The organism is Microbacterium sp. R86528 (assembly GCF_044596335.1).
In the GTDB taxonomy this organism is placed as follows: Bacteria; Actinomycetota; Actinomycetes; order Actinomycetales; family Microbacteriaceae; genus Microbacterium; species Microbacterium marmarense.
The window spans coordinates 348,849-369,608 of record NZ_CP138996.1; the positions used below are offsets into that span (position 1 = coordinate 348,849).

Below are 20,760 nucleotides of genomic sequence, written 5' to 3' on the forward strand. Positions count from 1 at the left end.
CGCGGCACCGTAGGCTGGAGTTATGGCAGAGAGTTCTTGGTCGCTCGGTCGCGCGCTGCGCGGCATGTTCGTCAAACCCACAATCGATGAAACGACGTGGGAAGATCTCGAAACAGCGCTCATCACGGCTGATTTCGGTCCTGACATCTCAGAGCGTGTAATCGACGAGCTTCGCGCGAAGGTAGAGAAGTTCCGCACAACTGACCCGCGGGATCTGCAACGGATGCTGAAGGAAACTCTCGAAGAGCACTTTGCCAAGTTCGATTCGACCCTGAAGCTCACGGAACGACCCGCGGTGGTGCTGGTAGTAGGGGTGAACGGCGTCGGCAAGACGACCACGATCGGAAAGTTCGCCAAGTTCTTGCAGCGCTACGGACGTTCCGTTGTCGTCGGCGCGGCCGACACCTTTCGCGCAGCGGCAGTTGACCAGCTTGCTACCTGGGCCGAGCGAGGGGGAGCGGCGATCGTAAGGCCGCAGCACGAGGGTCAAGACCCTGCCTCCGTTGCTTTTCAGACGATCGACTACGCCAAGCAGACGTCAACGGAGATTGTTCTGGTCGACACGGCGGGTCGTTTGCATAACAAGGGTGGACTGATGGATGAGCTCACCAAGATTCGTCGTGTGATTGAGAAGCAAGCCCCGATCAGCGAAGTGATCCTGGTGCTGGACGCCACCACAGGTCAGAACGGTGTGATGCAAGCCGAGGCCTTTCTTGAGCACGCGGGAGTCACAGGCCTGGCCATCACCAAGCTCGACGGATCCGCCAAGGGCGGTTTTGTTCTCGCCGTTCAGGAGCGCACGGGCATTCCGGTAAAGCTTCTAGGGCAGGGCGAAGGCATCAACGACCTCACCGGGTTCACGCCTCACGTGTTCGTCTCGTCATTGGTCGACTGAGTCACAGTCTCGTAAACGGAAGCGCGGCGCGCCCGGTGTGGACTACCGCGAGGCGACGCAGGCTGGTTCTATTGACCTATGGCAATCGAGCACGACTACTTTGGACTCCTTGAATCCGGTCCCGATGGATCCATCTTCTGGTCAGAGAACGTCGAGATCGGCGACCAGTCAGTGACGGTTGATCTCACGGCTCCCGAGCAGGACGATGTTTCCGCAGCGGCGCTCGATGTCGCCGCCGGGCTGATCTCGGGAATCGAAGACATCGATCGCAGCGCGCGCAATGCGATGGTCAACGAACTCAGCGATCGCACCAGCGAGGTCACCGAGTACATCCTGCAGCAGCAAGATGCGATGGGTGATGAGCTTGAAGAACTTCTCGTCGACATCTCGGGTGATACCCACATCGACGTGATCCGTTCGTTGCAGCTTATGAGCATGACGATTCTCGCTGATGAGCACGGCGGTTCAGATCCGTTCGCGGTGCTTGAGTACGCGCTCGACCCCGACGCCACCGACGACGTTCTGCTTGTGAATCTTGGATCTGACGGCGAAGTGCTTTCCGTGACAAGCGCGGAGTAGCCCCGCTAGCGTGGCTCACGTGACAACCTATTCCGCACGCGTCGGCAGGCCGAAGGCTTCGTCACGTGAGATTCTCGCCGAGGCTGCCTGCGAGTTGTTCCTGGAAAGAGGCTTTGAGGCGACCTCTATTGGCGCGGTCGCGTCGCGTGCAGGCGTGAGCAGATCGAGCTTCTTCAACTACTTCTCGTCGAAGTCAGACATCTTGTGGGCTGGGTTCGACGAATCGTTGCTCGTGCTGGAAGCGTCGCTTGAAAAGCAATCCGATGTGGATGCCGAACAACAGGTACGGTCAGCGGTCGCCGTGCTCGGCGCGGACTTCGTTGCTGACAGCCTTGCTCTGGCAATCTTGAACTCGGGGGCAATGAAACTCACTGACGAGCTGGAGCGCGAATCTGCGCTGCGCAGTTCACGAATCGCCCGTGCGGTGGCTGACCGTTTCGTGGCCGGGGGAGCCGACCGCCTCGCCGCCGACATCGTCGGTGCAGCATGGGGTGGTGCAGTTCTGGCGGCTATTGGCGCATGGGCCCGCGGCGGTGCCGGTCGCGGCGATCTCACAGCCTTCATGATGCTCGCGGCCGATACTGCCTCGTCAATATCGCTCAACGGATGACATGAGCGGAGGTAGCCCGCATGCTCGCGTAGAATTGGCGAATCATGGCAACTTTCGGCACGCTTTCTGACCGTCTTACCGAGACCTTCCGTAATCTGCGGACGAAGGGCAAGCTCTCGCCCGCAGACGTCGACGGAACCGTACGTGAGATCCGTCGCGCCCTGCTCGATGCAGACGTCGCCTTGGTCGTTGTGAAGGATTTCACGTCCAGGGTTCGCGAACGCGCACTTGGCGACGAAGTCAGCAAGGCTTTGAACCCAGCACAGCAGGTCGTGCAGATCGTCAACGAAGAGCTTGTTGCGATTCTCGGTGGCCAACAGCGCCGCCTCGAGTTCGCCAAGACACCTCCGACGGTGATCATGCTCGCCGGTCTCCAGGGCTCGGGAAAGACCACGTTCGCCGGCAAGCTTGCTCGCATGCTGAAGAAGGACGGCCACACGCCGCTCTTGGTGGCAGCTGACCTTCAGCGACCCAACGCGGTAAACCAGCTCCAGGTTGTCGCAGAACGCGCTGGGGCGGCGATCTTCGCCCCGCAACCCGGCAACGGTGTCGGCGACCCGGTGCGCGTGTCAAAAGAGGGCGTTGAGTACGCCCGTCAGAAGCAGTACGACACCGTGATCATCGACACCGCCGGACGGCTCGGCGTCGATGCGGAACTCATGAAGCAAGCCGCCGATATCCGCAAGGCGACCAATCCTGACGAAGTCTTGTTCGTCATCGATGCCATGATCGGCCAAGATGCCGTCAGTACCGCCAAAGCCTTCCAGGATGGCGTCGACTTCACGGGCGTCGTGCTATCCAAGCTCGATGGCGATGCTCGCGGTGGCGCAGCACTTTCCGTAGCGTCCGTTACTGGCCGGCCGATCATCTTCGCCTCGAACGGTGAAGGGCTCGACGATGTCGAGGCGTTCCACCCTGACCGTATGGCGTCGCGCATCCTCGATCTTGGTGACATCCTCACGCTGATCGAACAGGCGCAGCAGACGTTCGATGAGGCCGAGGCGATGAAAGTCGCCGAAAAGCTCGCCAGCGAGACGTTCACTCTCGAAGACTTTCTCGAGCAGATGCAGCAGATGAAGAAGATGGGCTCTATGAAGAAGATGCTCGGGATGCTCCCGGGCATGGGGGGCATGAAGGATCAGCTCGACAACTTTGACGAACGTGAGATTGATCGCACTGAGGCGATTATTCGTTCGATGACTGTGGTTGAGCGGCGAAACCCCAAAGTGCTCAACGGGTCGCGACGCCTTCGCATCGCACGTGGTTCTGGCATGACCGTCACGGATGTGAATCAGCTTGTGCAGCGCTTTGATCAAGCGGCGAAAATGATGAAGACCGTCGCCAAGGGCGGCATGCCCAATATTCCCGGGATGGGCCCAGTTCCTGGTTCACGCCCGGGTGCTTCCGCAAAGCGCGGCAAGCAGCAGAAGGCGAAGGGCTCGCGCTCGGGGAATCCTGCAAAACGCGCGGCTGAGAATGCCGGGATTGCTGCCAGCGCATCGGCGTCGCCGACAGGCACGGGGTTTGGCCTCGGCGGCAAGTCAGCAGCGCCCAGCGAGGCTGATCTCGCAGAACTCCAGAAGATGCTTGGCAAGGGTTGAGGCTCGTCCCACGAACTCGGCGGGTCCGCCAAGCATCTCCGCGCAACCGGAGTCGCGCGACTGGCGCGAATACCTAGTTGGTAGAAGCCAGGTGGTCGCGCAACGTGGGCCCGGCACGGAACTCGCGAATGAGATGCTGCACCACTTGACGCAGATCCCCGGCTGCTTCATCCGCCACGCGCAACTGACGCTCGTAGCTCGCGCCATTGGTCAGGATGGATTCGATGCCCCGCAGTTCTCGGGCGCACTTCAGATCGTTCGCGATGTCACCCATCTCGTCCAGAATCTGTACAAGGTGCTCTCTGACGGGCATTTGTGCCCCGTCTTGCCCGACGATCACATGCGCGTCTAGTCCATAACGTGCCGCGCGCCACTTGTTCTCACGCACGAACCACGGCTGCAAGTACGACAGTGTGCGGCCCTCATCGAGCTGCCGTGAGAAGTATTCGACGAGAACCTGCACCAGCGCGGCGACGGCGGCGAGCTCGGGCAAGGTCGACATTCCGTCGCACGCGCGAACTTCGATCGTTCCCCACCGCGGAGCAGGCCGGATGTCCCAACGAACCTCGGTCGAGTCCTCCATGACGCCGGTTCTCACCATGTCATCGAGGTAGTGCTCAAACTGCGACCAGTTCTCGAGGGGCCAGGGCAAGCCCGCAGTGGGCAGTTGTTGAAATACGAGGGAGCGGTTGGAGGCATATCCGGTGCGATCGCCCGCCCAGAAAGGGCTTGAGGCAGAGAGCGCCTGAAAGTGGGGAAGATAGGCAGAGAGCGCCCGAATGATGGGGAACACCTTGTTCACGTCTTCAACTCCGACGTGAACGTGGATGCCCCAGATCATCATGTTTCGTCCCCACCACTGGGTCCTATCGATGAGTGAGCGGTAGCGACTCTTATCGCTCACCTCTTGGTCATACCACTGGGCGAATGGGTGACTGCCAGCGCAGAGCAGCTCTATGCCCCGTGTGTCGGTGAAAGTGCGGACCAATCCGATCGAGTCTGCGATGTCGTCGACCGCGGCCGCGACGGTGTCGCCGATGCCGCTGGTGACTTCGATGGTGTTGGTGAGCAGCTCTCCAGTCACCGTGTAACGCTCGAGTGCGCTCGCTTCTTCGAGCGATTCAAGCACCTCTGGCGCCCGTGAGACCAGATCTCCGGTCGCGCCGTCGGCGAGCATCACTTCCCACTCGAGCCCGACCGAAGCGCGCTCTGATGTCGCGAATGGCACCGTCATGGCGACATCCTCGCACGGCAGGGACGGATTTTCGCTACGGCGATCCGAGTTCGATCAGCAGCACGCCGCCAACGATTGCGATGATGCCCAAACCCATGATCCAGGTGAACGGCTCTTTGAACAGCCAATGAGCCAACACAGCCGTGAGCGCAACGCCACACGCCGACCAGATTCCGTAAGCAACGCCGACGGGCATTCCCGCGTTGAGACATTGAAAGAGCAACGTGAAAGCAAGCAGATATGCCGCGACGATCGGCGCAATCCACACGCGCTTGCGTAGGCCCTCAGAAGCACGCAACGCCATCGTTCCAGCCACTTCGAAGATGATCGCGCCCGCGAGAAATAGCCAGATCATTGTGATTCACTCCGCTCCATGGGCTTTGAGCTAGCGGCGCCCAGCTCCACGAGAAGAACGCCACCGATAACGACGACGATCCCGAGCGACATCATCCACGTAAGAGGATCACCGAAGAGCGCGTAGGCGAGCACCGCGGTGAGTGCAACGCCGCTCGCAGCCCATACGCCGTAGGTCAGTCCGATCGGGGCGCCAGCACGCAGCAACATCGCCAAACTGATGAACGCGCCCACGTAGCCGATCACAACCACGATCACCCAGGCGGCATGCTCTGTCATCAGATGCAACGACAGCGTCGCTGATACTTCAAGCACGATCGCTGCGACCAGATACAGCCATTTGGACATGCGCGCCTTTCGAGTGCTGGGCATCCCGGCGGGTACAACGGGTTGCGTGATCGTGGTGCTGTTCCAACGGTAGCGGATGACCTACATGCGGCAGGAAGCGGCGTGTCGACGCTGAGTTCGCGACTAGCGTCGTCATCTGGCAGAATAGAGGGTCGGATCACCTGCTCGACCCTCTATCCAGCAGGGGAGATCCTCCTCAGAGCTTCCGCCGGGTGTGCACCCCACGCTCCAGGCGATCAGTTCGTTCACTTTTAGACACATTCAGGAGAATCGTGGCTGTCAAGATCCGTCTCAAGCGCTTGGGCAAAATCCGCGCGCCGTATTACCGCATCGTCGTTGCCGACTCGCGCACCAAGCGCGATGGCCGTGTTATCGAAGAGATCGGCAAGTACCACCCCACCGAAGAGCCTTCGTTCATCGAGGTTGACTCCGAGCGTGCACAGTACTGGCTCAACGTCGGCGCACAGCCGACCGAGCAGGTTGCTGCGTTGCTCAAGCTGACCGGCGACTGGGGCAAGTTCAAGGGTGACAAGGACGCAGTGTCGACTGTCAAGACACGCGAACCGAAGCCAGAGTTCAGCATCGACGCGTCAAAGAAGTCAGTTATCAAGCCGAAGGCTGAGAAGAAGGCTGAGGCTCCGGCCGAAGCTGAAGCCGAGGCTCCCGCCGCTGACGCAACTGACGCAGAGTAGTACTCCGTTGCTGGCTGCCGCGCTCGAGCACATCGTCAAGGGGATTGTTGATCACCCGAGCGATGTGCGTATCGACTCGAGCACCTCGCCGCGAGGCGACGTGCTCGAGGTACACGTTCACCCCGATGACCGGGGTCGCGTGATCGGGCGCGGCGGCCGCACGGCCAAAGCCCTGCGCACTCTTATTGGCGCACTCGCCGACGGACAGCGTGTCCGCGTTGATGTTGCCGATGACTGAAGTGGCAGGCGACCCACCCAGCGAGACTGGCGGGGAAAAGACTCAACTGCGTGTTGGACGCCTCGTAAAGGCGCACGGGCTCAAAGGCGCCATCAAACTCGAGCTGTACACGGATGACCCTGAAGGACGCTTCGTCCCGGGCGCTGTGTTCACTTTGCAGGTCCCTGAATCTTCGCCGTGGCACGGTAAGCCCCTCACCGTCCGAGAGTTCCGTTGGATGAACTCGCACGCCGTCGCCTTCTTCGAAGGTGTCGAGGATCGTGACGCTGCCGAGGAGCTGATTAGGGCGATCTTGTGGATCGATCAAGACCCGGCGGTCGTGCCGGTCGAGGAAGACGCATGGTTTGACCACCAGCTTGTCGGTCTCGACGCAGTTCGCGACGGTCAGATCATCGGCCGCGTCATTCGCGTAGAGCACTTTCCCGCGCAGGACCTTCTTGTGATCCGCACAGAGAGTGACGATGAGGTCCTTGTGCCGTTCGTCAGGGCGATCGTTCCCGAGGTGGACGTCTCGCAGGGACGTGTCATCTTGACTCCGCCAGCCGGTTTGCTCGAAGAATTGGTCGATAGTGACGACTCGGGCTCCGAAGAAGCCGAGACGCCAGCTGACCAGAGCTGAGACGTGAATCATGCGCGTTGATATCGTCACCATATTCCCGGCGTTCTTCGATGTTCTGAACGTTTCTCTCATCGGGAAGGCGCGCGATCGCGGCATCCTCAATCTAAACGTCCACGACCTTCGTGAGTGGACTCAGGATCGCCATCACACTGTCGATGACACCCCCTATGGGGGCGGCGCGGGGATGGTGATGAAGCCCGAGCCGTGGGGCGAGGCCCTCGACTCATTGCTCTCGCCCGAGGCCGTTTTGCTTGTCCCATCGCCGGCGGGTGAACGCTTTTCTCAACCCCTTGCTCGTGAACTGGCTGGCGAAGACCATTTGGTGTTCGCCTGCGGTCGCTACGAGGGCATCGACCAGCGCGTTGTCGACCACTTTGCCGCCCGGGGACGCGTACGTCTGGTGAGCTTGGGCGACTACGTTCTCAACGGCGGGGAAGTGGCGGCGATGGCCATCATCGAAGCAGTCTCGCGACTCATTCCGGGCGTGGTGGGAAATCCGATGTCGCTCGTCGAGGAGTCGCACGAGGCGGACGGGTTGCTCGAGTATCCGAGCTACACCAAGCCCGCGGTTTGGCGCGATTTGCACGTTCCACCCGTACTGCTCAGTGGCAACCACGGCGCAATCGCAACATGGCGACACGAGCAGAGCATGCAGCGCACGGTTCAGAACCGTCCCGACCTACTCGGGGAGTAGCTCCTGGGAGGGGCCTGGTTCAGTTCGTGCCCAAGCCAGAGCGATCTGTCAGGACGATCGGACCCGCGTCAGTGATGGCAACGGTGTGTTCAGAGTGTGCGCCGCGGCTTCCGTCCGCGCTTCGAAGCGTCCAGCCATCTGGATCAGTGACCAGCTTGTCTGTGGTTTGCAGGAACCACGGCTCAAGCGCCAAAACGAGCCCGTCGCGCAAGGGGAATCCGCGACCAGCGCGGCCGTCATTGGGCACGTGAGGGTCGCCGTGCATGACTCGGCCGACACCGTGCCCACCAAAGTCGGTGTTGATCGAGTACCCGTCGGCGTGGGCAGTTTCTGCGATCGCCGCTGAGATGTCGCCGATGCGGTTGCCGACAATGGCGGCAGAAATCGCTGCATCAAGCGCGCGCTCGGTGGTGTCGATCAGCGCGAGGTCTTCATCCCTTGGTGTGCCCACGACGAACGAAAGTGCGGAATCGGCAACCCAGCCGTTGACCGACACCGCAAAGTCCACGGAGACAAGATCCCCGTCGCGCAGTGCGTAGTCGAAGGGCAGTCCGTGCAAGACCGCGTCGTTGATCGATGTGCAGATCACCTTGCCAAAAGGGCTCGCGCCGAAGGACGGGTGGTAGTCGATGTAGCAAGATTCTGCACCTGCTTTGCGAATCAACTCGTGCGCGCGTCGGTCGATGGCAAGAAGATTCATTCCCACCGTGATTTCTTCGCGCAGGGTTGCGAGCGTTTCAGCCACAAACCTGCCTGCTGGCCGCATCGCATCGATCTCGGTGGGCGTGCGCAATTCGATCATTGCGTCTCCTCTCGTCTTTTCCATTCTGTCGGACGCATTGCGTCATGGCTGGGAGAGTGCCCCAGACCGCATAGGTGCATAGCGCCTCGCGGGTGCGCGGGCGTACCATCGACCTATGTGGTTGCGCAGGGCGTTCTATAGCTGGTTGATCCCCGCTGCCTTTTTGTTGCCGCTTTGGCTCTTCGTGGGTTGGGGCGTGTTCAACGCGGGAGGCTGGGCATTTCTGTGGGTTCTGTTGATCGCAGTACCGTCCGTGTTCGTCGGCCAGTTGCTTCTCACTCTCCTGGTCCGCGCCCGCGGCACCGTGAGAGCGCAACACGCGGTGTCATGGTGGGATGTGCTCGGGTTCTCCATTTGGCACCTCCTCACCATTTCACTTGGCTTCTACGCGCAGGCTTGGTGGGCACCCGTGTTCGTGCTCACGATCTTCGTCGCAGTGGGGCTCTTCTGGCTCGAACTTTGGCAGTTGTGGCGCGAAGCGCAGCCGGCGCGAATGGTGTTGCGCACCGAGGAGGGCGTTGCCTATCTACGACCGGCCGCTCAGCCGACTCGCGAGTCTGCGTCCACCGACGAAGCGGTGTTCGTCATAAACGAGCACCCGCCCGCATCACGCTAGTTTTGCCCGCACCCGTATCCATGGCAGAATAGATCTTCGTGCCCTGACCAGCTTCTGCCTCAGGGGAACAAAGCCGCCTGGATACACCGGCGGCTTCGGGGCACCGCACTCCTTTCCATTCCTTCCCGTAGTCGACCTGTGGCGGCTGCAGAGAGATACGATCATGCAGATCCTCGATTCGGTCGACGCAGCATCGCTGCGTACCGACATCCCCACCTTCAACGCCGGCGACACTGTCAAGGTTCACGTAAACATCACCGAAGGCAACCGTTCACGTATCCAGGTTTTCCAGGGCGTTGTTATCGGTCGCTCGGGTGACGGCGTTCGCGAGACCTTCACCGTTCGCAAGATCAGCTTCCAGGTTGGCGTCGAGCGTACCTTCCCGGTGCACAGCCCCGTCATCGACCACATTGAAGTCGTGACCTTCGGCGACGTGCGCCGCGCGAAGCTGTACTACCTGCGCGACCTGCGCGGCAAGAAGGCGAAGATCAAGGAGAAGCGTTTCTCTCGCTGACTCGCTCTCTGATAAATACCCCGCACCTTCGGTGCGGGGTATTTTCTGTTTGTCGCATATATGCCTGCGCGCGCAACGGAGTGTGGCAACCTTGACAGATGCTCCGATGGGCGGAGCGAGGCGAAGGAAAATGCGATGACCACCGAGAAGACCGCGCCGACCCCGGTGGGCGAATCTTCGCGGGCTGAGATTTCGTCGCGACGGCGGCGGCGGGGTTGGCTCACTTTCGCTCGTGATGTGGTCGTCATCGTCCTGATCGCTGTTCTGGTTTCTTTCCTAGTCAAGACCTTCGTGGTGCGTTCTTTCTATATTCCTTCGGGGTCGATGGAGAACACCCTGCAGGTCAATGACCGCATTTTGGTAGATGAGATCACACCGCGATTCGCGGGCTACTCAAGGGGCGATATCGTGGTCTTTGAAGATCCCGGTGGCTGGTTGCCTGTGACGACGCAAGCCGCCCGACCGCCGATCATCGAAGGCGTCGATTGGATGCTTTCGCTCGTCGGATTGTCGTCTCCAGACAGCGACGATCATCTGGTGAAGCGATTGATCGGGCTTCCCGGCGATCACGTGGTCTGCTGCAACAGCGTCGGTCAGATCACGGTCAACGGCACGGCGATTGACGAGTCGGCCTACATCAAGACTCCGACGGTGGATGCTGCCGCGTCGGGTGACGAGTTTGATGTGATCGTTCCCGACGACAGCCTGTGGGTGCTCGGCGACAACCGTTACCGCTCGAAGGACTCCAGGTACAACACTGATCAGCCAGGCAAGGGCTTCGTGCCCGTAGACAACGTCGTGGGGCGTGCGTTCCTGGTTACCTGGCCATTCGATCGATTTGGCCTGCTGGACTTTCATCATGAACAGTTCGCCGGAGTGGCCGACCCGCAGAACCCTGCCACCACGGACACCGGAGAACCTGCTCAGTGACGGTGATTGATCCTCGACTCACTATGGAACGCCGGCTGCTCAAGGAGCACTCCCTTGTCATCGCCTGTGATGAAGTGGGTAGAGGCGCACTAGCCGGGCCGGTCGCCGTCGGCGCGGTCGTGCTCGATGCCCCTCGCTCACGCAAACGCGTGCCGCAGGGCCTTAGGGACTCGAAGCTGGTTCCTGAAGCACGCCGCGGCGAAGTCGCTGCGCGAGCCGAGGCTTGGGTCGCTGCGAGTGCGGTGGGATGGGCGAGCGCAGCTGACATCGATCAGATCGGCATCATGCGCGCTCTGGGTCTTGCCGCGCTGCGGGCACTCGATGATCTGCGCACGGTCGGTGTTGTGCCCGAAGAGGCGATTGTGCTGCTCGACGGCAACTACGACTACATCACGCCGGCTGGCGGCGCGGGGTTGCACGTCCAGCCCGTTGTCAAAGCAGATCGCGATTGCGCATCCGCGGCGGCAGCGTCTGTTCTCGCCAAAGTTCAACGTGATGCCCTCATGATCGAATTGCATGACGAAACGCCCGCCTATGTGTGGGCCCGCAACAAGGGCTATGCGAGCCTTGCCCACCGCGCTGCAATTCGCGAGCACGGACTCAGCCGACATCATCGTGCATCGTGGTCGATTCGCGATGCGCCGACGTTGTTCTAAGAGAGCCATAGGATAGAAGCACCATGGACGATGAGGTATTCGAAGACTACGACCGTGAGCTTGAGCTTGCGCTCTACCGTGAGTACCGAGATGTGGTGGCGCAGTTCGCTTACGTGATCGAGACGGAGCGACGCTTCTATCTCGCCAACGAGGTGAATGTTGTGCGCCAGGATACCGAGCACGACTTCTACTTCGAGATTTCGATGTCAGATGTGTGGGTCTGGGATATCTACCGAGCCGATCGCTTTGTGAAAGCGGTGCGGGTGCTGACGTTCAAAGATGTCAATGTTGAAGAGCTCACGCGGCGTGACTTCCAGCTTCCTGAGGAACTTTCGCTCGACAACTGATCTGACGCGCTCCTCCCCAGTGTTCGGGGACAGCCGCGTCTGCACGGCGTGGAGCGTTCGTCGGAGCGTAGCCTCCGGATGAGCCCATTATCTGCCTATGGCAGAAAAGGATCTCCTCGGGCGTGCAGGCGAAGACCGCGCCGCCCGCTATCTTCAGAGCCTCGGCTACGTCGTACTCGATCGCAACTGGCGCTGTGCGGCCGGTGAGATTGATCTCGTTGTCGCTCGGGCGAACGAGCTGGTCATCGTCGAGGTGAAGACCCGTCGCAGCGAGCGATTCGGGCACCCTTTCGAGGCGATTGATGCGGCGAAACGCGTTCGGCTGTGGCGTTTGAGCGTCGCCTGGACCGCCCAACATCGAAAACAGGCACGAGGAAGGCATGTGCGGATCGACGCTATCGGGGTCACGGGAGCCAACCCCGAGACCGCGATCCTCGAACACCTTGAGGACGTGGACGTCGTATGAAGGTTGCGCGTACGCTCTCAGTCGCCCTCGTCGGTGCCGAAGGTGAGATAGTCGAAATCGAGGCCGACCTGTCCAACCAGACCCCGGATTTCAAGATCATCGGGTTGCCAGACAAGGCGCTTGCTGAAGCGGTGCAAAGAGTTCACAACGCGTGTGCCAACAGTGATCTCGCTTTGCCACGACGTCGGCTGACAATCAACCTGTCGCCTGCCAGTCTTCCGAAGCACGGCTCCGGCTTCGATGTGGCGATCGCCACCGTCGCTGTGGCGACCGAGATTGCGATGAATGCTGACTCTGTCGCTTCGACCGTGCACTTGGGCGAGCTTGGTTTGGATGGCAGATTGCGTCCGATACCAGGGATTCTGCCCGCGGTTCTTGCGGCAGCGCGCGCTGGACACAAGCGCATCGTCGTACCGTTTGCGAACACGCAAGAAGCACAACTGGTCGATGGTGTTGAGATTCTGGGGGCCATCAACCTGGCTCAGGTTGCGTCATGGCACGGTGCCGACGTCTGCGTGCCGGACGAAGAGCCGATCACACTGGCTGCGGCGTCTGACTCCACCGCTGCGACGGACACGATCCCTGACCTGACGGATGTCGTCGGTCAGCGCGATGCGGTCAACGCCCTTATCGCGGCGGCGGCCGGTGGACATCACCTGCTGATGTGTGGACCGCCGGGCGCGGGAAAGACGATGCTGGCTCGCCGGCTGCCGGGGATCCTGCCGCCGCTCGGGGATCGAGCGGCCTTGGCAGTTGCTTCCATTCGCAGTCTCTCGGGCACCCGGGTCGTCGACCTCGACAGGAACGCGCCCTTTGAAGCTCCGCACCATAGCGCGAGTGTCGCCGCGCTCGTGGGTGGTGGTTCGAGGATTGTGCGCCCGGGTGCGATCGCGCGGGCAACCGAAGGCATCTTGTTCCTCGATGAGGCGGGGGAGTTTCAAGCAAGCGCGCTCGACGCGTTGCGCCAGCCGTTGGAATCGGGAACGATCACAATCAACCGAGCGGGTTTGAGCGCCGAGTTTCCCGCGAAGTTTCAGCTCGTGTTGGCAACGAACCCCTGCCCCTGTGGCGACTATGGCATCCGCGGGGGAAACTGCACTTGTCCGCCAGCCGCGATCCGACGATATCTAGGTCGGCTCTCGGGCCCGCTACTCGACCGCATCGATATCGAGTTGACGCTCGCTCGTGTCTCGGTTGCTCAGCGACGGTCTGAAGTCGTCGCGGTGTCAACGTCAGAGGCGCGGCTTCGTGTCGCGGAAGCGCGGGCACGGGCTGCGCAGCGGCTGATCGACACTCGGTGGCAGCTCAACGCTGAGATTCCCGGCAGCTGGCTTCGCGACGGCCCACGGTCACCGTCGCCAACAGTGAGACGGCCACTAGACGTCGCTTTGCGTAAGGGAGCCATCACGCTTCGCGGGTTTGACCGGGTGTTGCGCTTGGCATGGACGTTGGCAGATCTCGACGGCAAAGCGCAACTCGGCCTCGATCACATTGGCCGCGCTCTGTTTCTGAAGAAGGGGATGGCGCTGTGACTGACTTCTGCCTCGACATTGATCTGGCACATCAGAGTGTTGCGGGACTGGGAACCCAGCTCAAAGATGACTACTCGGTGCGGGAGAACGCGGCCCGGATCGTGTGGAACCATCTCACTGAGCCCGGCGACGGTATCGCCGGGCTCATCGTCGATGCCTATGGTGCGGCAGATGGCCTTGACAGACTCGTTGCCGATGCGCGCGGCGGTTATGACGCCCTTTCGCCGCTGCTGGACCAGAAGACGCACAGCGATGCGTTGCGACGATGGCTGCCGCGACTGTCACAGCAGGCAGTGAGCGACACCGTCGCGCTGGCTCGACGCAGGGGAATTGCGCTTGTTGTCCCTGGCGATGATGGATGGCCACTCGAGTTGGGTGACCTCGGCGTGCACGCTCCGATCTGCCTCTGGGTGCGCGGCACCCCCTCGCTGCTGCGTTCTTCCGTCCCGCAGGCCGCCATCGTCGGCGCGCGTGCTGCGACAGCCTATGGCGAACATGTTGCGATGGAGCTTGCCTCGGAGCTTGCCGCGTCGGGAGTAGCCATCGTTTCTGGTGCCGCATATGGGATTGATGGCGCCGCGCATCGAGCAGCTCTGATCGCTGGCGGAACCACAATTGCGCTGATGGCGGGTGGCGTCGATCGGTCGTACCCGGCGGGACACACCCAGCTGTTGGATCGAATTGCCGAAACCGGCGTGGTCGCGAGCGAAACGCCTCCGGGATCCGCGCCGACAAAATGGCGATTCTTGCAGCGAAATCGCATAATTGCGGCGCTGGCTTCGGCCACGGTCGTGGTGGAAGCAGGATGGCGCAGCGGTTCGTTGAATACGGCCGGCCATGCAGCGCAGCTGTGTCGCCCGTTGGGTGCGGTTCCTGGCCCCATCACTTCGGCGACTTCGGCCGGATGTCACCGCCTGTTTCGAGAGTTCGGTGCGCAGTGTGTAACAAGTGCCTCCGATGTTCGAGAACTTCTTGGTATGAGCGCTTCAGACGACGCGACGGCAGTGCTTGACCTGGCTGGTACGGACGACACCACAAGAGTTCTCGACGCGCTCAGCGCGCGAGTCTGGCGTGAAACAGCCGACGTCGCCAGGCGCGCGGGCATGATTCCCGAAGAAGTCGAGGCCGCGCTCGGGATGCTGACGCTCGACGCAAAAGCGGAGCGATCCCCGCGCGGTTGGCGACGCAACAGCGAAAGATGAAGGACACGGTGAGGCAGCAGGCTGGGCGCACCTGACAGAGGGCATGCTTGAGTGATGGAGTTCAACGAGGCGGCCGATGCTTTCGTGGAGCATCTGCTCAAGGTGCGACGGCTCTCGCCCGCGACCGCGCGAGCGTACCGATCGGATCTGCTAGACCTCGCACGCTCAAGTGGCGATTGCTCGCTGAATGAGATCGAACTTGAGTCCCTTCGCGAGTGGCTGTGGGTCGCGACCAAACGAGGCGATGCAAAGGCAACCATCGCGCGCCGCACAGCAGCAGCACGGAGTTTCTTTGCCTGGACTGTTGAGCAAGGACTGATCGAGAGAGATCCGAGTCTGCGGTTGGTAGCGCCCAAGCGCGGTCGCTCGCTGCCGCGCATCGCGACCCAAGATGCGCTGGCGACGTTACTCAGCGCTATGCAGGTCGCTGCGTCGTCGGGAGACGCGATTGCGCTGCGCGACCATGCCCTGGTTGAAATGCTCTACGGCGCAGCTCTGCGTGTCTCCGAGGTGTGTCGTCTTGACCTAAGCGACTTGGACCGCACCCAGCGCACGGCTCGAGCAATGGGGAAGGGCTCCAAAGAGCGGGTAGTGCCTTACGGCGGCGCGGCCGCGCGTGCGGTGGATAGCTACCTTGTGCGGGGCCGGCCTGCACTCGTCGCACGAGCTGCGGGATCGCCCACGGAGACTGCGCTGTTCTTAGGAGCTCGCGGTGGACGCATGGGGACTAGGGCCATGTACGACGTGGTGTCACGTGCGCTTGGCGAGCACGTCGGTGGTGCGGCAGGACCGCACTCCCTGCGTCATTCGGCGGCAACCCATCTGCTCGATGGCGGAGCGGATCTACGGAGTGTGCAAGAAATACTCGGGCACGCAAGTCTGGGCACGACTCAGATATACACTCATGTGTCCAGTGAGCGCTTAGCAGAAAGCTATCGGCTGGCACACCCCCGTGCATGACAGCTGAAGCGTGCGTTAGCGTCGGGCGCATGCCGAAACTACGTTCACCACTGGGCGCAATCTTTCTGACCGTTGCTGTCACGAGTCTCGTCGCGTGTGCACCATCGACACAGTCGCCAGTTGCGCCGAACAGTGGCGACGGCAGTAGTCAAGAAGAGTCCTACACGGGCCGAGACAAAACCGACGATCTCGATGACTCCGCAGATACCGACGGTGATGATCGCGCGGTTCGCGAACGGGTGGACTGTGCTGGTGCTGCGGTAACGGTTGCCGACAGTGCAGCTGAGTACGAATTGCGTGGAGTATGTCCTCAGATCACGATCGAGGGCAACGACCTCGAGGTCGAACTCGAAGGAGCCGAAACGAGGGCCATCGTCATGCGCGGCGATCGGATCGATGTGGATGCAGGTGACGTCAGTTCCGTGTCGATCAGTGGCCAATCCAACAGCGTGGATGCGGCCAGCTTAGGCAGCCTCGATATCGCGGGTTCAAGAAACGAGGTCGATATCGACGGAATAGTTGGCTCCGTGGTCATCAATGGTGACGACAACAACGTCGACGGCCGAGAGATCGGGAATGTGAACGATTCCGGCTCACGCAACGAGATGCGTCGTGACTAGTCACGCGATTCGTGGATTTCTCAGCAGCAAGGAAGCAGCACCGCGAGTGGAACTTCGCCGACCAGCACCGCGGGATTGATGTAGTGCCCATGCAATCTCACACCGACGTGCAGATCTCCCTGATCGGCGTGCCCGCCGACGGCGAGCTCGCCGACAGCTTCTTGCCGAGCTACGTCGGTGCCCGCACTGAGGTCTGAAGCCACCGGTTCTAGCGTGGTCACCAAACCCCCGCCGTGGTCAATCGTGATGATGGCCCGGTCGACCACGTGTCCCACGAACGCCACCCTTCCATCTGCTGGTGCTAAGACGGTGTTGTCCGCCAGTGCGCGCAGGTCGACACCGCGGTGACCGGCCGCGTATTCGTGGGAGGGTGCAACGAACGGCCGCGTGACTTCGAAACTGGCCAACGGCCAATTCCACTCCACGCGTGGGGCAGAGTCAGAAACAGCGTTGGCGGAGCGGTTCGCGTACGACGGCTCTGGCGCGGATGGCGCGGAGGCAGTTGCTGGCGCCGCCAATATCGGTGTCATCAGAACACCGATGGCCAGGCTGAGCGCCCAGCGAACTCTTCTTCGCGAACGTCGCGAGCGTCGCGAACGTCGGGGATGTCCGGCACTCGGGGAATGTGAGGAATGTGGAGCGACGTGGCGATCTTCATCGTTGTGCACATGAACATCATTCGTCCTCGCGGCGAGCTCACTGCGAACCGAGGTGAAACTCTATTCGCAGCACGCGCCGCGCCGCACGGGGGAGGAGCCGGTGCTGGTACACTGAACGAGCACCTTGCTTGTCAGGGTGACTACGCGTGCCCACAGCGCAACGGCCCCTCTGCGAGGGGGCCGCGTGGCAACTACTCCCAACGGTCTCACGGAATCTTCCGTGAGCGGGCGTGTGCCGGGCACTAGGCTCACCGGTCACCATCGGTGAAACACACAACCGCAAGAGGCGCCTCAGTGCGCCAGAACAGGAGGACGGCCATGGCCGTCGTAACCATTCGCCAGCTGCTCGACAGCGGCGTCCACTTCGGACACCAGACCCGCCGGTGGAACCCGAAGGTGAAGCGCTTTATTCTTACCGAGCGCTCGGGCATCCACATCATCGACCTCCAGCAGTCGCTGTCGTACATCGACAAGGCGTACGAGTTCGTCAAGGAGACCGTCGCGCACGGCGGCACGGTGCTCTTCGTTGGCACCAAGAAGCAGGCACAGGAAGTCCTCGCTGAACAGGCCACGCGTGTTGGTCAGCCATACGTGAACCAGCGCTGGCTCGGCGGTCTGCTCACCAACTTCCAGACCGTTTCCAAGCGTCTCGCTCGCATGAAGGAACTCGAAGAGCTCGACTACGAGAACCCCGCTGCAAGTGGCTTCACGAAGAAGGAGCTCTTGCTGAAGAAGCGTGAGCTGGACAAGCTTCACAAGTCACTCGGTGGAATTCGCAACATGTCGAAGACCCCCTCGGCGATCTGGGTCATCGACGCAAAGCGTGAGCACCTTGCGATCAGCGAGGCAGCAAAGCTTGGCATCCCCGTCATCGGCATCCTCGACACCAACGCAGACCCTGACGAGTTCCAGTTCCCGATCCCGGGCAACGACGACGCAATTCGTTCGGTCAGCCTGCTGACGCGCATCATCGCCGACGCGGCCGCTGAAGGTCTGATCCAGCGCCACCAGCCGAGCGAGGAAGCTGCTGACGCTGAGCCACTGGCCGACTGGGAGCGCGCGCTGCTCGAGCAGCCTGCAGAAGACGGCGCCGCTGCGACAGAAACTGCTGAAGCACCGGCTACTGCAGAAGCTGAATCTCCCGACGAGGCCGCTGCAGAGGCTGAGGCCCCGGCTGAGTCCGCTGCCGAGGTTACTGAAGCGCCTGCCGAGGCTGCCGAAGAGGCCAAGGCTGAAGAGGTAGCTGCCGAGTAATTCGGCGCCCCATTTAGATTCCACCTCGGCGAAGACAACCAAATGGCTGTCTTCGCCGAGGCATCCACACACTCACGACAACCAAGGAGCCACTACCCATGGCAAACTTCACGATCGCCGACATCAAGGCGCTGCGCGAGCAGCTCGGCACGGGAATGGTCGACACGAAGAAGGCGCTCGAAGAGGCCGACGGCGATGTCGAGAAGGCAGTAGAGATCCTGCGCCTCAAGGGCGCAAAGGGCAACGCGAAGCGTGCAGACCGTTCCACGAGCGAGGGCTTGATTGCAGCTCGCGAGTTGGATGGCAAGGTTACGCTGATCGAGCTCGCATGCGAGACCGACTTCGTTGCAAAGAATGACCGCTTCATCTCGCTGGCTGACAAAGTTGCAGACGCCGCAGCGACCGCCGTTTCGGACTCGCTCGAGGCAGCCCTTGCTGCTCCTGCTGGCTCGCAGACCGTTGCTCAGCTGATCGACGACGAAGCCGCGATCATTGGCGAAAAGGTCGAGCTGCGTCGCGTGCGCACTCTCGTTGGCGACAACTTCGAGGTCTACCTTCACCGCACGAACAAAGACCTCCCTCCGCAGGTGGGCGTAGTTCTTGCGTACACGGGCACCGACACCGAGACGGCTCGCAGCATCGCTCAGCACATCTCGTTTGCCAACCCGTCGTACCTTTCGCGCGACGAGGTGCCCGCGGCTGACGTCGACAAGGAGCGTGAGATCGTCACTGAGATCTCGCGCAACGAAGGAAAGCCCGAAGCGGCGCTTCCCAAGATTGTCGAGGGTCGCGTCAACGCCTTCTTCAAGCAGGTTTCACTTCTGGACCAGGACTATGCAAAGGACAACAAACAGTCCGTTGCAAAGGTGGCACAGGACGCCGGACTCACCTTGACGGGCTTCGCCCGCTTCAAGGTAGGCGCGTAACATCGTGAAAAGGCCCGCATCACCACATGATGCGGGCCTTTTCTCATGCCCTTCTGTAGGTTGTCGTCAACGAGAGGATCCCCGTGATCAATGAAGTGAGCGGACGCCGACGCGTCCTTTTGAAGCTCTCTGGAGAAGCGTTCGGCGGAGGCCAGTTGGGTGTCAATCCCGACGTGGTCGGCCAGATTGCCCGTGAAATCGCAGAGGCGGTAGATCGTGTTGAGATTGCCATCGTGGTAGGCGGCGGCAACTTCTTCCGAGGTGCAGAGCTGAGCCAGCGCGGAATGGATCGAGGACGCGCTGACTACATGGGCATGCTGGGAACGGTGATGAACGCCCTCGCGCTTCAAGACTTTCTCGAGCAAGCTGGCGCAGCGACTCGTGTTCAGTCTGCGATCGAGATGACCCAGGTCGCGGAGCCGTACATCCCGCGCCGCGCCGAGCGACACCTCGAGAAGGGGCGTGTGGTTATCTTCGGTGCTGGCGCTGGGCTGCCCTATTTCTCTACGGACACCGTGGCAGCGCAGCGCGCGCTCGAGATTGACGCCGTTGAGGTGCTGGTGGCGAAGAACGGTGTTGACGGTGTCTACACCGCTGACCCCAAGGTGGACGCCACCGCGACGAAGATCGATCAGATCACGTACCTCGATGCGCTCCAACGCGGCCTCAAAGTGGTGGATTCGACCGCGTTCAGCCTCTGTATGGACAACAAGATGAACATGCGAGTCTTCGGTATGGAGCCCGCTGGCAACGTCACCCGTGCGCTGTTGGGCGAGCCGATAGGCACCAGGGTCACGGCGTAAAGCCGACACCCCCAGTAGACTTAGCCTGCCCCACCCAGTGAAGGAGACACAGTGATTGCGGACGTCTTAACCGATGCGGGAACACGCATGGACCGTGCCGTTGAGTCGGCAAAGGAGGACTTCGCCACGGTGCGCACCGGACGTGCGAACCCCCAACTGTTTCAGAAGGTGCTGGTTGACTACTACGGCAGCCCGACGCCCCTGGCCCAGTTGGCTTCGTTGAACAGCCCCGAAGCGCGCACTATTATCGTGACGCCCTACGACAAATCGGCGCTCAAGGCGATCGAGCAGGCCATTCGAGAAATGCCGAATCTCGGGGCCAATCCGACGAACGATGGGAACATTGTTCGCATCTCGATGCCGGAGCTCACGGAAGAGCGACGCAAAGAGTACGTCAAGCTCGTGCGTGGAAAAGCCGAAGACGCGAAGGTGCACGTGCGCGGAATCCGCCGCAAGTCGAAGGACGACCTGGACGCGCTGAAGAGTGATGTAGGCGAAGACGAGTTGGTACGGGCCGAGAAAGAGCTCGATGCGCTCACGCGCGCGCACGTTGATGCCATTGACGAGTCGCTCAAACGCAAAGAGGCTGAGCTTCTCGAAGTCTGAGAA

The 20,760-nt window shown here is 61.3% G+C and carries 28 protein-coding genes; 22 read left to right on the forward strand and 6 right to left on the reverse strand.

Annotation, left to right across the window (positions count from 1 at the left end; all coding sequences use genetic code 11):
* Window positions 1-22: 22 nt before the first annotated feature.
* From ftsY to ffh, 4 genes are all read left to right on the forward strand, one after another.
* A complete protein-coding gene (ftsY, locus tag SJY18_RS01700) occupies window positions 23-895 on the forward strand; it encodes a signal recognition particle-docking protein FtsY (protein ID WP_337338113.1) in 873 nt (290 codons plus the stop codon).
* 78 nt (window positions 896-973) lie between these two features.
* The gene (locus SJY18_RS01705) at window positions 974-1,474 is read left to right on the forward strand and encodes a DUF2004 domain-containing protein (protein WP_337338112.1); all 501 of its coding nucleotides are present in this window, start codon (window positions 974-976) and stop codon (window positions 1,472-1,474) included.
* A gap of 19 nt (window positions 1,475-1,493) precedes the next feature.
* Window positions 1,494-2,084: a TetR/AcrR family transcriptional regulator gene (locus SJY18_RS01710; RefSeq protein WP_337338111.1), complete on the forward strand. Its 591-nt coding sequence runs from the start codon at window positions 1,494-1,496 to the stop codon at window positions 2,082-2,084.
* Window positions 2,085-2,128: 44 nt separating this feature from the next.
* Window positions 2,129-3,685 (forward strand): signal recognition particle protein, encoded by a 1,557-nt coding sequence (gene ffh / locus SJY18_RS01715; RefSeq protein WP_396668200.1) that lies wholly within the window; start codon window positions 2,129-2,131, stop codon window positions 3,683-3,685.
* Window positions 3,686-3,758: 73 nt separating this feature from the next.
* Here the strand turns inward: ffh and SJY18_RS01720 are convergent, their stop codons facing one another.
* Genes SJY18_RS01720 through SJY18_RS01730 form a run of 3 tightly spaced genes read right to left on the reverse strand, consistent with a single transcriptional unit; the run spans window position 3,759 to window position 5,621 of the window.
* Complete coding sequence (locus SJY18_RS01720; protein ID WP_337338109.1) at window positions 3,759-4,919, reverse strand: glutamate--cysteine ligase; 1,161 nt, start codon at window positions 4,917-4,919, stop codon at window positions 3,759-3,761.
* 34 nt (window positions 4,920-4,953) lie between these two features.
* Complete coding sequence (locus tag SJY18_RS01725) at window positions 4,954-5,274, reverse strand: SMR family transporter (protein WP_337338108.1); 321 nt, start codon at window positions 5,272-5,274, stop codon at window positions 4,954-4,956.
* The gene (locus SJY18_RS01730; RefSeq protein WP_337338107.1) at window positions 5,271-5,621 is read right to left on the reverse strand and encodes an SMR family transporter; all 351 of its coding nucleotides are present in this window, start codon (window positions 5,619-5,621) and stop codon (window positions 5,271-5,273) included. The genes SJY18_RS01725 and SJY18_RS01730 overlap by 4 nt, the downstream gene beginning before the upstream one ends.
* A 272-nt stretch (window positions 5,622-5,893) precedes the next feature.
* Between SJY18_RS01730 and rpsP the strand changes: the two genes are divergently transcribed.
* Genes rpsP through trmD form a run of 4 tightly spaced genes read left to right on the forward strand, consistent with a single transcriptional unit; the run spans window position 5,894 to window position 7,864 of the window.
* Window positions 5,894-6,313, forward strand: coding sequence for a 30S ribosomal protein S16 (gene rpsP, locus SJY18_RS01735; protein ID WP_337338106.1), 420 nt, complete (start codon window positions 5,894-5,896; stop codon window positions 6,311-6,313).
* Between the two features lie 7 nt (window positions 6,314-6,320).
* Window positions 6,321-6,551 carry an RNA-binding protein gene (locus SJY18_RS01740; RefSeq protein ID WP_337338105.1) on the forward strand — a complete coding sequence of 77 codons (231 nt, stop codon included), beginning with the start codon at window positions 6,321-6,323 and terminating at the stop codon, window positions 6,549-6,551.
* The gene (gene rimM, locus SJY18_RS01745; protein WP_396668201.1) at window positions 6,544-7,170 is read left to right on the forward strand and encodes a ribosome maturation factor RimM; all 627 of its coding nucleotides are present in this window, start codon (window positions 6,544-6,546) and stop codon (window positions 7,168-7,170) included. The genes SJY18_RS01740 and rimM overlap by 8 nt, the downstream gene beginning before the upstream one ends.
* Before the next feature lie 10 nt (window positions 7,171-7,180).
* The gene (gene trmD / locus SJY18_RS01750) at window positions 7,181-7,864 is read left to right on the forward strand and encodes a tRNA (guanosine(37)-N1)-methyltransferase TrmD (RefSeq protein ID WP_396668202.1); all 684 of its coding nucleotides are present in this window, start codon (window positions 7,181-7,183) and stop codon (window positions 7,862-7,864) included.
* A 19-nt stretch (window positions 7,865-7,883) separates the two neighbouring features.
* Here trmD and map read toward each other — a convergent pair whose 3' ends face one another.
* Window positions 7,884-8,666 (reverse strand): type I methionyl aminopeptidase, encoded by a 783-nt coding sequence (map, locus tag SJY18_RS01755; protein ID WP_396668203.1) that lies wholly within the window; start codon window positions 8,664-8,666, stop codon window positions 7,884-7,886.
* A 115-nt stretch (window positions 8,667-8,781) separates the two neighbouring features.
* Here map and SJY18_RS01760 point away from each other — a divergent pair, with 115 nt between their 5' ends.
* From SJY18_RS01760 to SJY18_RS01805, 10 genes are all read left to right on the forward strand, one after another.
* Window positions 8,782-9,282 carry an MFS transporter permease gene (locus tag SJY18_RS01760; RefSeq protein WP_337338101.1) on the forward strand — a complete coding sequence of 167 codons (501 nt, stop codon included), beginning with the start codon at window positions 8,782-8,784 and terminating at the stop codon, window positions 9,280-9,282.
* Between the two features lie 163 nt (window positions 9,283-9,445).
* Window positions 9,446-9,796, forward strand: coding sequence for a 50S ribosomal protein L19 (gene rplS, locus SJY18_RS01765; protein WP_337338100.1), 351 nt, complete (start codon window positions 9,446-9,448; stop codon window positions 9,794-9,796).
* A 135-nt stretch (window positions 9,797-9,931) separates the two neighbouring features.
* The gene (gene lepB, locus SJY18_RS01770; protein WP_337338099.1) at window positions 9,932-10,726 is read left to right on the forward strand and encodes a signal peptidase I; all 795 of its coding nucleotides are present in this window, start codon (window positions 9,932-9,934) and stop codon (window positions 10,724-10,726) included.
* Window positions 10,723-11,382: a ribonuclease HII gene (locus SJY18_RS01775; RefSeq protein ID WP_337338098.1), complete on the forward strand. Its 660-nt coding sequence runs from the start codon at window positions 10,723-10,725 to the stop codon at window positions 11,380-11,382. Before lepB ends, SJY18_RS01775 begins: the two co-directional genes overlap by 4 nt.
* Before the next feature lie 23 nt (window positions 11,383-11,405).
* The gene (locus SJY18_RS01780) at window positions 11,406-11,729 is read left to right on the forward strand and encodes a DUF2469 family protein (RefSeq protein WP_337338097.1); all 324 of its coding nucleotides are present in this window, start codon (window positions 11,406-11,408) and stop codon (window positions 11,727-11,729) included.
* A gap of 97 nt (window positions 11,730-11,826) precedes the next feature.
* Window positions 11,827-12,195 carry a YraN family protein gene (locus SJY18_RS01785; RefSeq protein WP_396668204.1) on the forward strand — a complete coding sequence of 123 codons (369 nt, stop codon included), beginning with the start codon at window positions 11,827-11,829 and terminating at the stop codon, window positions 12,193-12,195.
* On the forward strand, window positions 12,192-13,727 hold the full coding sequence (locus SJY18_RS01790) for a YifB family Mg chelatase-like AAA ATPase (protein WP_337338095.1): 1,536 nt from the start codon (window positions 12,192-12,194) through the stop codon (window positions 13,725-13,727). The genes SJY18_RS01785 and SJY18_RS01790 overlap by 4 nt, the downstream gene beginning before the upstream one ends.
* Window positions 13,724-14,929: a DNA-processing protein DprA gene (dprA, locus tag SJY18_RS01795; protein ID WP_396668205.1), complete on the forward strand. Its 1,206-nt coding sequence runs from the start codon at window positions 13,724-13,726 to the stop codon at window positions 14,927-14,929. The genes SJY18_RS01790 and dprA overlap by 4 nt, the downstream gene beginning before the upstream one ends.
* A 54-nt stretch (window positions 14,930-14,983) precedes the next feature.
* The gene (locus SJY18_RS01800; RefSeq protein WP_396668206.1) at window positions 14,984-15,889 is read left to right on the forward strand and encodes a tyrosine-type recombinase/integrase; all 906 of its coding nucleotides are present in this window, start codon (window positions 14,984-14,986) and stop codon (window positions 15,887-15,889) included.
* A gap of 29 nt (window positions 15,890-15,918) precedes the next feature.
* Window positions 15,919-16,509, forward strand: coding sequence for a hypothetical protein (locus SJY18_RS01805; RefSeq protein WP_396668207.1), 591 nt, complete (start codon window positions 15,919-15,921; stop codon window positions 16,507-16,509).
* A 20-nt stretch (window positions 16,510-16,529) separates the two neighbouring features.
* On the opposite strand, the gene SJY18_RS01810 is transcribed toward SJY18_RS01805, so the two are convergent.
* Complete coding sequence (locus SJY18_RS01810; RefSeq protein WP_396668208.1) at window positions 16,530-17,039, reverse strand: peptidoglycan DD-metalloendopeptidase family protein; 510 nt, start codon at window positions 17,037-17,039, stop codon at window positions 16,530-16,532.
* Entirely contained in the window at window positions 17,039-17,185 is a 147-nt protein-coding gene (locus SJY18_RS01815) for a hypothetical protein (RefSeq protein WP_337338090.1), read from the reverse strand. The genes SJY18_RS01810 and SJY18_RS01815 overlap by 1 nt, the downstream gene beginning before the upstream one ends.
* 301 nt (window positions 17,186-17,486) lie before the next feature.
* On the opposite strand from SJY18_RS01815, the gene rpsB reads away from it, so the two are divergent.
* The 4 genes from rpsB to frr all read left to right on the forward strand — a co-directional run bounded on the left by rpsB (window position 17,487) and on the right by frr (window position 20,757).
* Entirely contained in the window at window positions 17,487-18,422 is a 936-nt protein-coding gene (gene rpsB / locus SJY18_RS01820; protein WP_396668209.1) for a 30S ribosomal protein S2, read from the forward strand.
* A gap of 98 nt (window positions 18,423-18,520) precedes the next feature.
* Window positions 18,521-19,348 (forward strand): translation elongation factor Ts, encoded by an 828-nt coding sequence (gene tsf / locus SJY18_RS01825; RefSeq protein ID WP_337338088.1) that lies wholly within the window; start codon window positions 18,521-18,523, stop codon window positions 19,346-19,348.
* An 83-nt stretch (window positions 19,349-19,431) separates the two neighbouring features.
* Window positions 19,432-20,151, forward strand: a complete 720-nt coding sequence (gene pyrH / locus SJY18_RS01830) for a UMP kinase (protein WP_337338087.1) — start codon at window positions 19,432-19,434, stop codon at window positions 20,149-20,151.
* Window positions 20,152-20,202: 51 nt separating this feature from the next.
* Window positions 20,203-20,757 carry a ribosome recycling factor gene (gene frr, locus SJY18_RS01835; RefSeq protein ID WP_337338086.1) on the forward strand — a complete coding sequence of 185 codons (555 nt, stop codon included), beginning with the start codon at window positions 20,203-20,205 and terminating at the stop codon, window positions 20,755-20,757.
* The last annotated feature ends 3 nt before the right edge of the window (window positions 20,758-20,760 follow it).

What these genes read in the sequence shown, in the direction of transcription:
- ftsY (WP_337338113.1), top strand. Translation starts at nt 23, where the DNA reads ATGGCAGAGAGTTCTTGGTCGCTCGGTCGCGCGCTGCGCGGCATGTTC.
- SJY18_RS01705 (WP_337338112.1), top strand. Translation starts at nt 974, where the DNA reads ATGGCAATCGAGCACGACTACTTTGGACTCCTTGAATCCGGTCCCGAT.
- ffh (WP_396668200.1), top strand. Translation starts at nt 2,129, where the DNA reads ATGGCAACTTTCGGCACGCTTTCTGACCGTCTTACCGAGACCTTCCGT.
- SJY18_RS01720 (WP_337338109.1), bottom strand. Translation starts at nt 4,919, where the DNA reads ATGACGGTGCCATTCGCGACATCAGAGCGCGCTTCGGTCGGGCTCGAG.
- SJY18_RS01725 (WP_337338108.1), bottom strand. Translation starts at nt 5,274, where the DNA reads ATGATCTGGCTATTTCTCGCGGGCGCGATCATCTTCGAAGTGGCTGGA.
- SJY18_RS01730 (WP_337338107.1), bottom strand. Translation starts at nt 5,621, where the DNA reads ATGTCCAAATGGCTGTATCTGGTCGCAGCGATCGTGCTTGAAGTATCA.
- rimM (WP_396668201.1), top strand. Translation starts at nt 6,544, where the DNA reads ATGACTGAAGTGGCAGGCGACCCACCCAGCGAGACTGGCGGGGAAAAG.
- trmD (WP_396668202.1), top strand. Translation starts at nt 7,181, where the DNA reads ATGCGCGTTGATATCGTCACCATATTCCCGGCGTTCTTCGATGTTCTG.
- map (WP_396668203.1), bottom strand. Translation starts at nt 8,666, where the DNA reads ATGATCGAATTGCGCACGCCCACCGAGATCGATGCGATGCGGCCAGCA.
- SJY18_RS01760 (WP_337338101.1), top strand. Translation starts at nt 8,782, where the DNA reads ATGTGGTTGCGCAGGGCGTTCTATAGCTGGTTGATCCCCGCTGCCTTT.
- rplS (WP_337338100.1), top strand. Translation starts at nt 9,446, where the DNA reads ATGCAGATCCTCGATTCGGTCGACGCAGCATCGCTGCGTACCGACATC.
- lepB (WP_337338099.1), top strand. Translation starts at nt 9,932, where the DNA reads ATGACCACCGAGAAGACCGCGCCGACCCCGGTGGGCGAATCTTCGCGG.
- SJY18_RS01780 (WP_337338097.1), top strand. Translation starts at nt 11,406, where the DNA reads ATGGACGATGAGGTATTCGAAGACTACGACCGTGAGCTTGAGCTTGCG.
- SJY18_RS01785 (WP_396668204.1), top strand. Translation starts at nt 11,827, where the DNA reads ATGGCAGAAAAGGATCTCCTCGGGCGTGCAGGCGAAGACCGCGCCGCC.
- SJY18_RS01790 (WP_337338095.1), top strand. Translation starts at nt 12,192, where the DNA reads ATGAAGGTTGCGCGTACGCTCTCAGTCGCCCTCGTCGGTGCCGAAGGT.
- SJY18_RS01800 (WP_396668206.1), top strand. Translation starts at nt 14,984, where the DNA reads ATGGAGTTCAACGAGGCGGCCGATGCTTTCGTGGAGCATCTGCTCAAG.
- SJY18_RS01805 (WP_396668207.1), top strand. Translation starts at nt 15,919, where the DNA reads ATGCCGAAACTACGTTCACCACTGGGCGCAATCTTTCTGACCGTTGCT.
- SJY18_RS01810 (WP_396668208.1), bottom strand. Translation starts at nt 17,039, where the DNA reads ATGACACCGATATTGGCGGCGCCAGCAACTGCCTCCGCGCCATCCGCG.
- SJY18_RS01815 (WP_337338090.1), bottom strand. Translation starts at nt 17,185, where the DNA reads ATGTTCATGTGCACAACGATGAAGATCGCCACGTCGCTCCACATTCCT.
- rpsB (WP_396668209.1), top strand. Translation starts at nt 17,487, where the DNA reads ATGGCCGTCGTAACCATTCGCCAGCTGCTCGACAGCGGCGTCCACTTC.
- tsf (WP_337338088.1), top strand. Translation starts at nt 18,521, where the DNA reads ATGGCAAACTTCACGATCGCCGACATCAAGGCGCTGCGCGAGCAGCTC.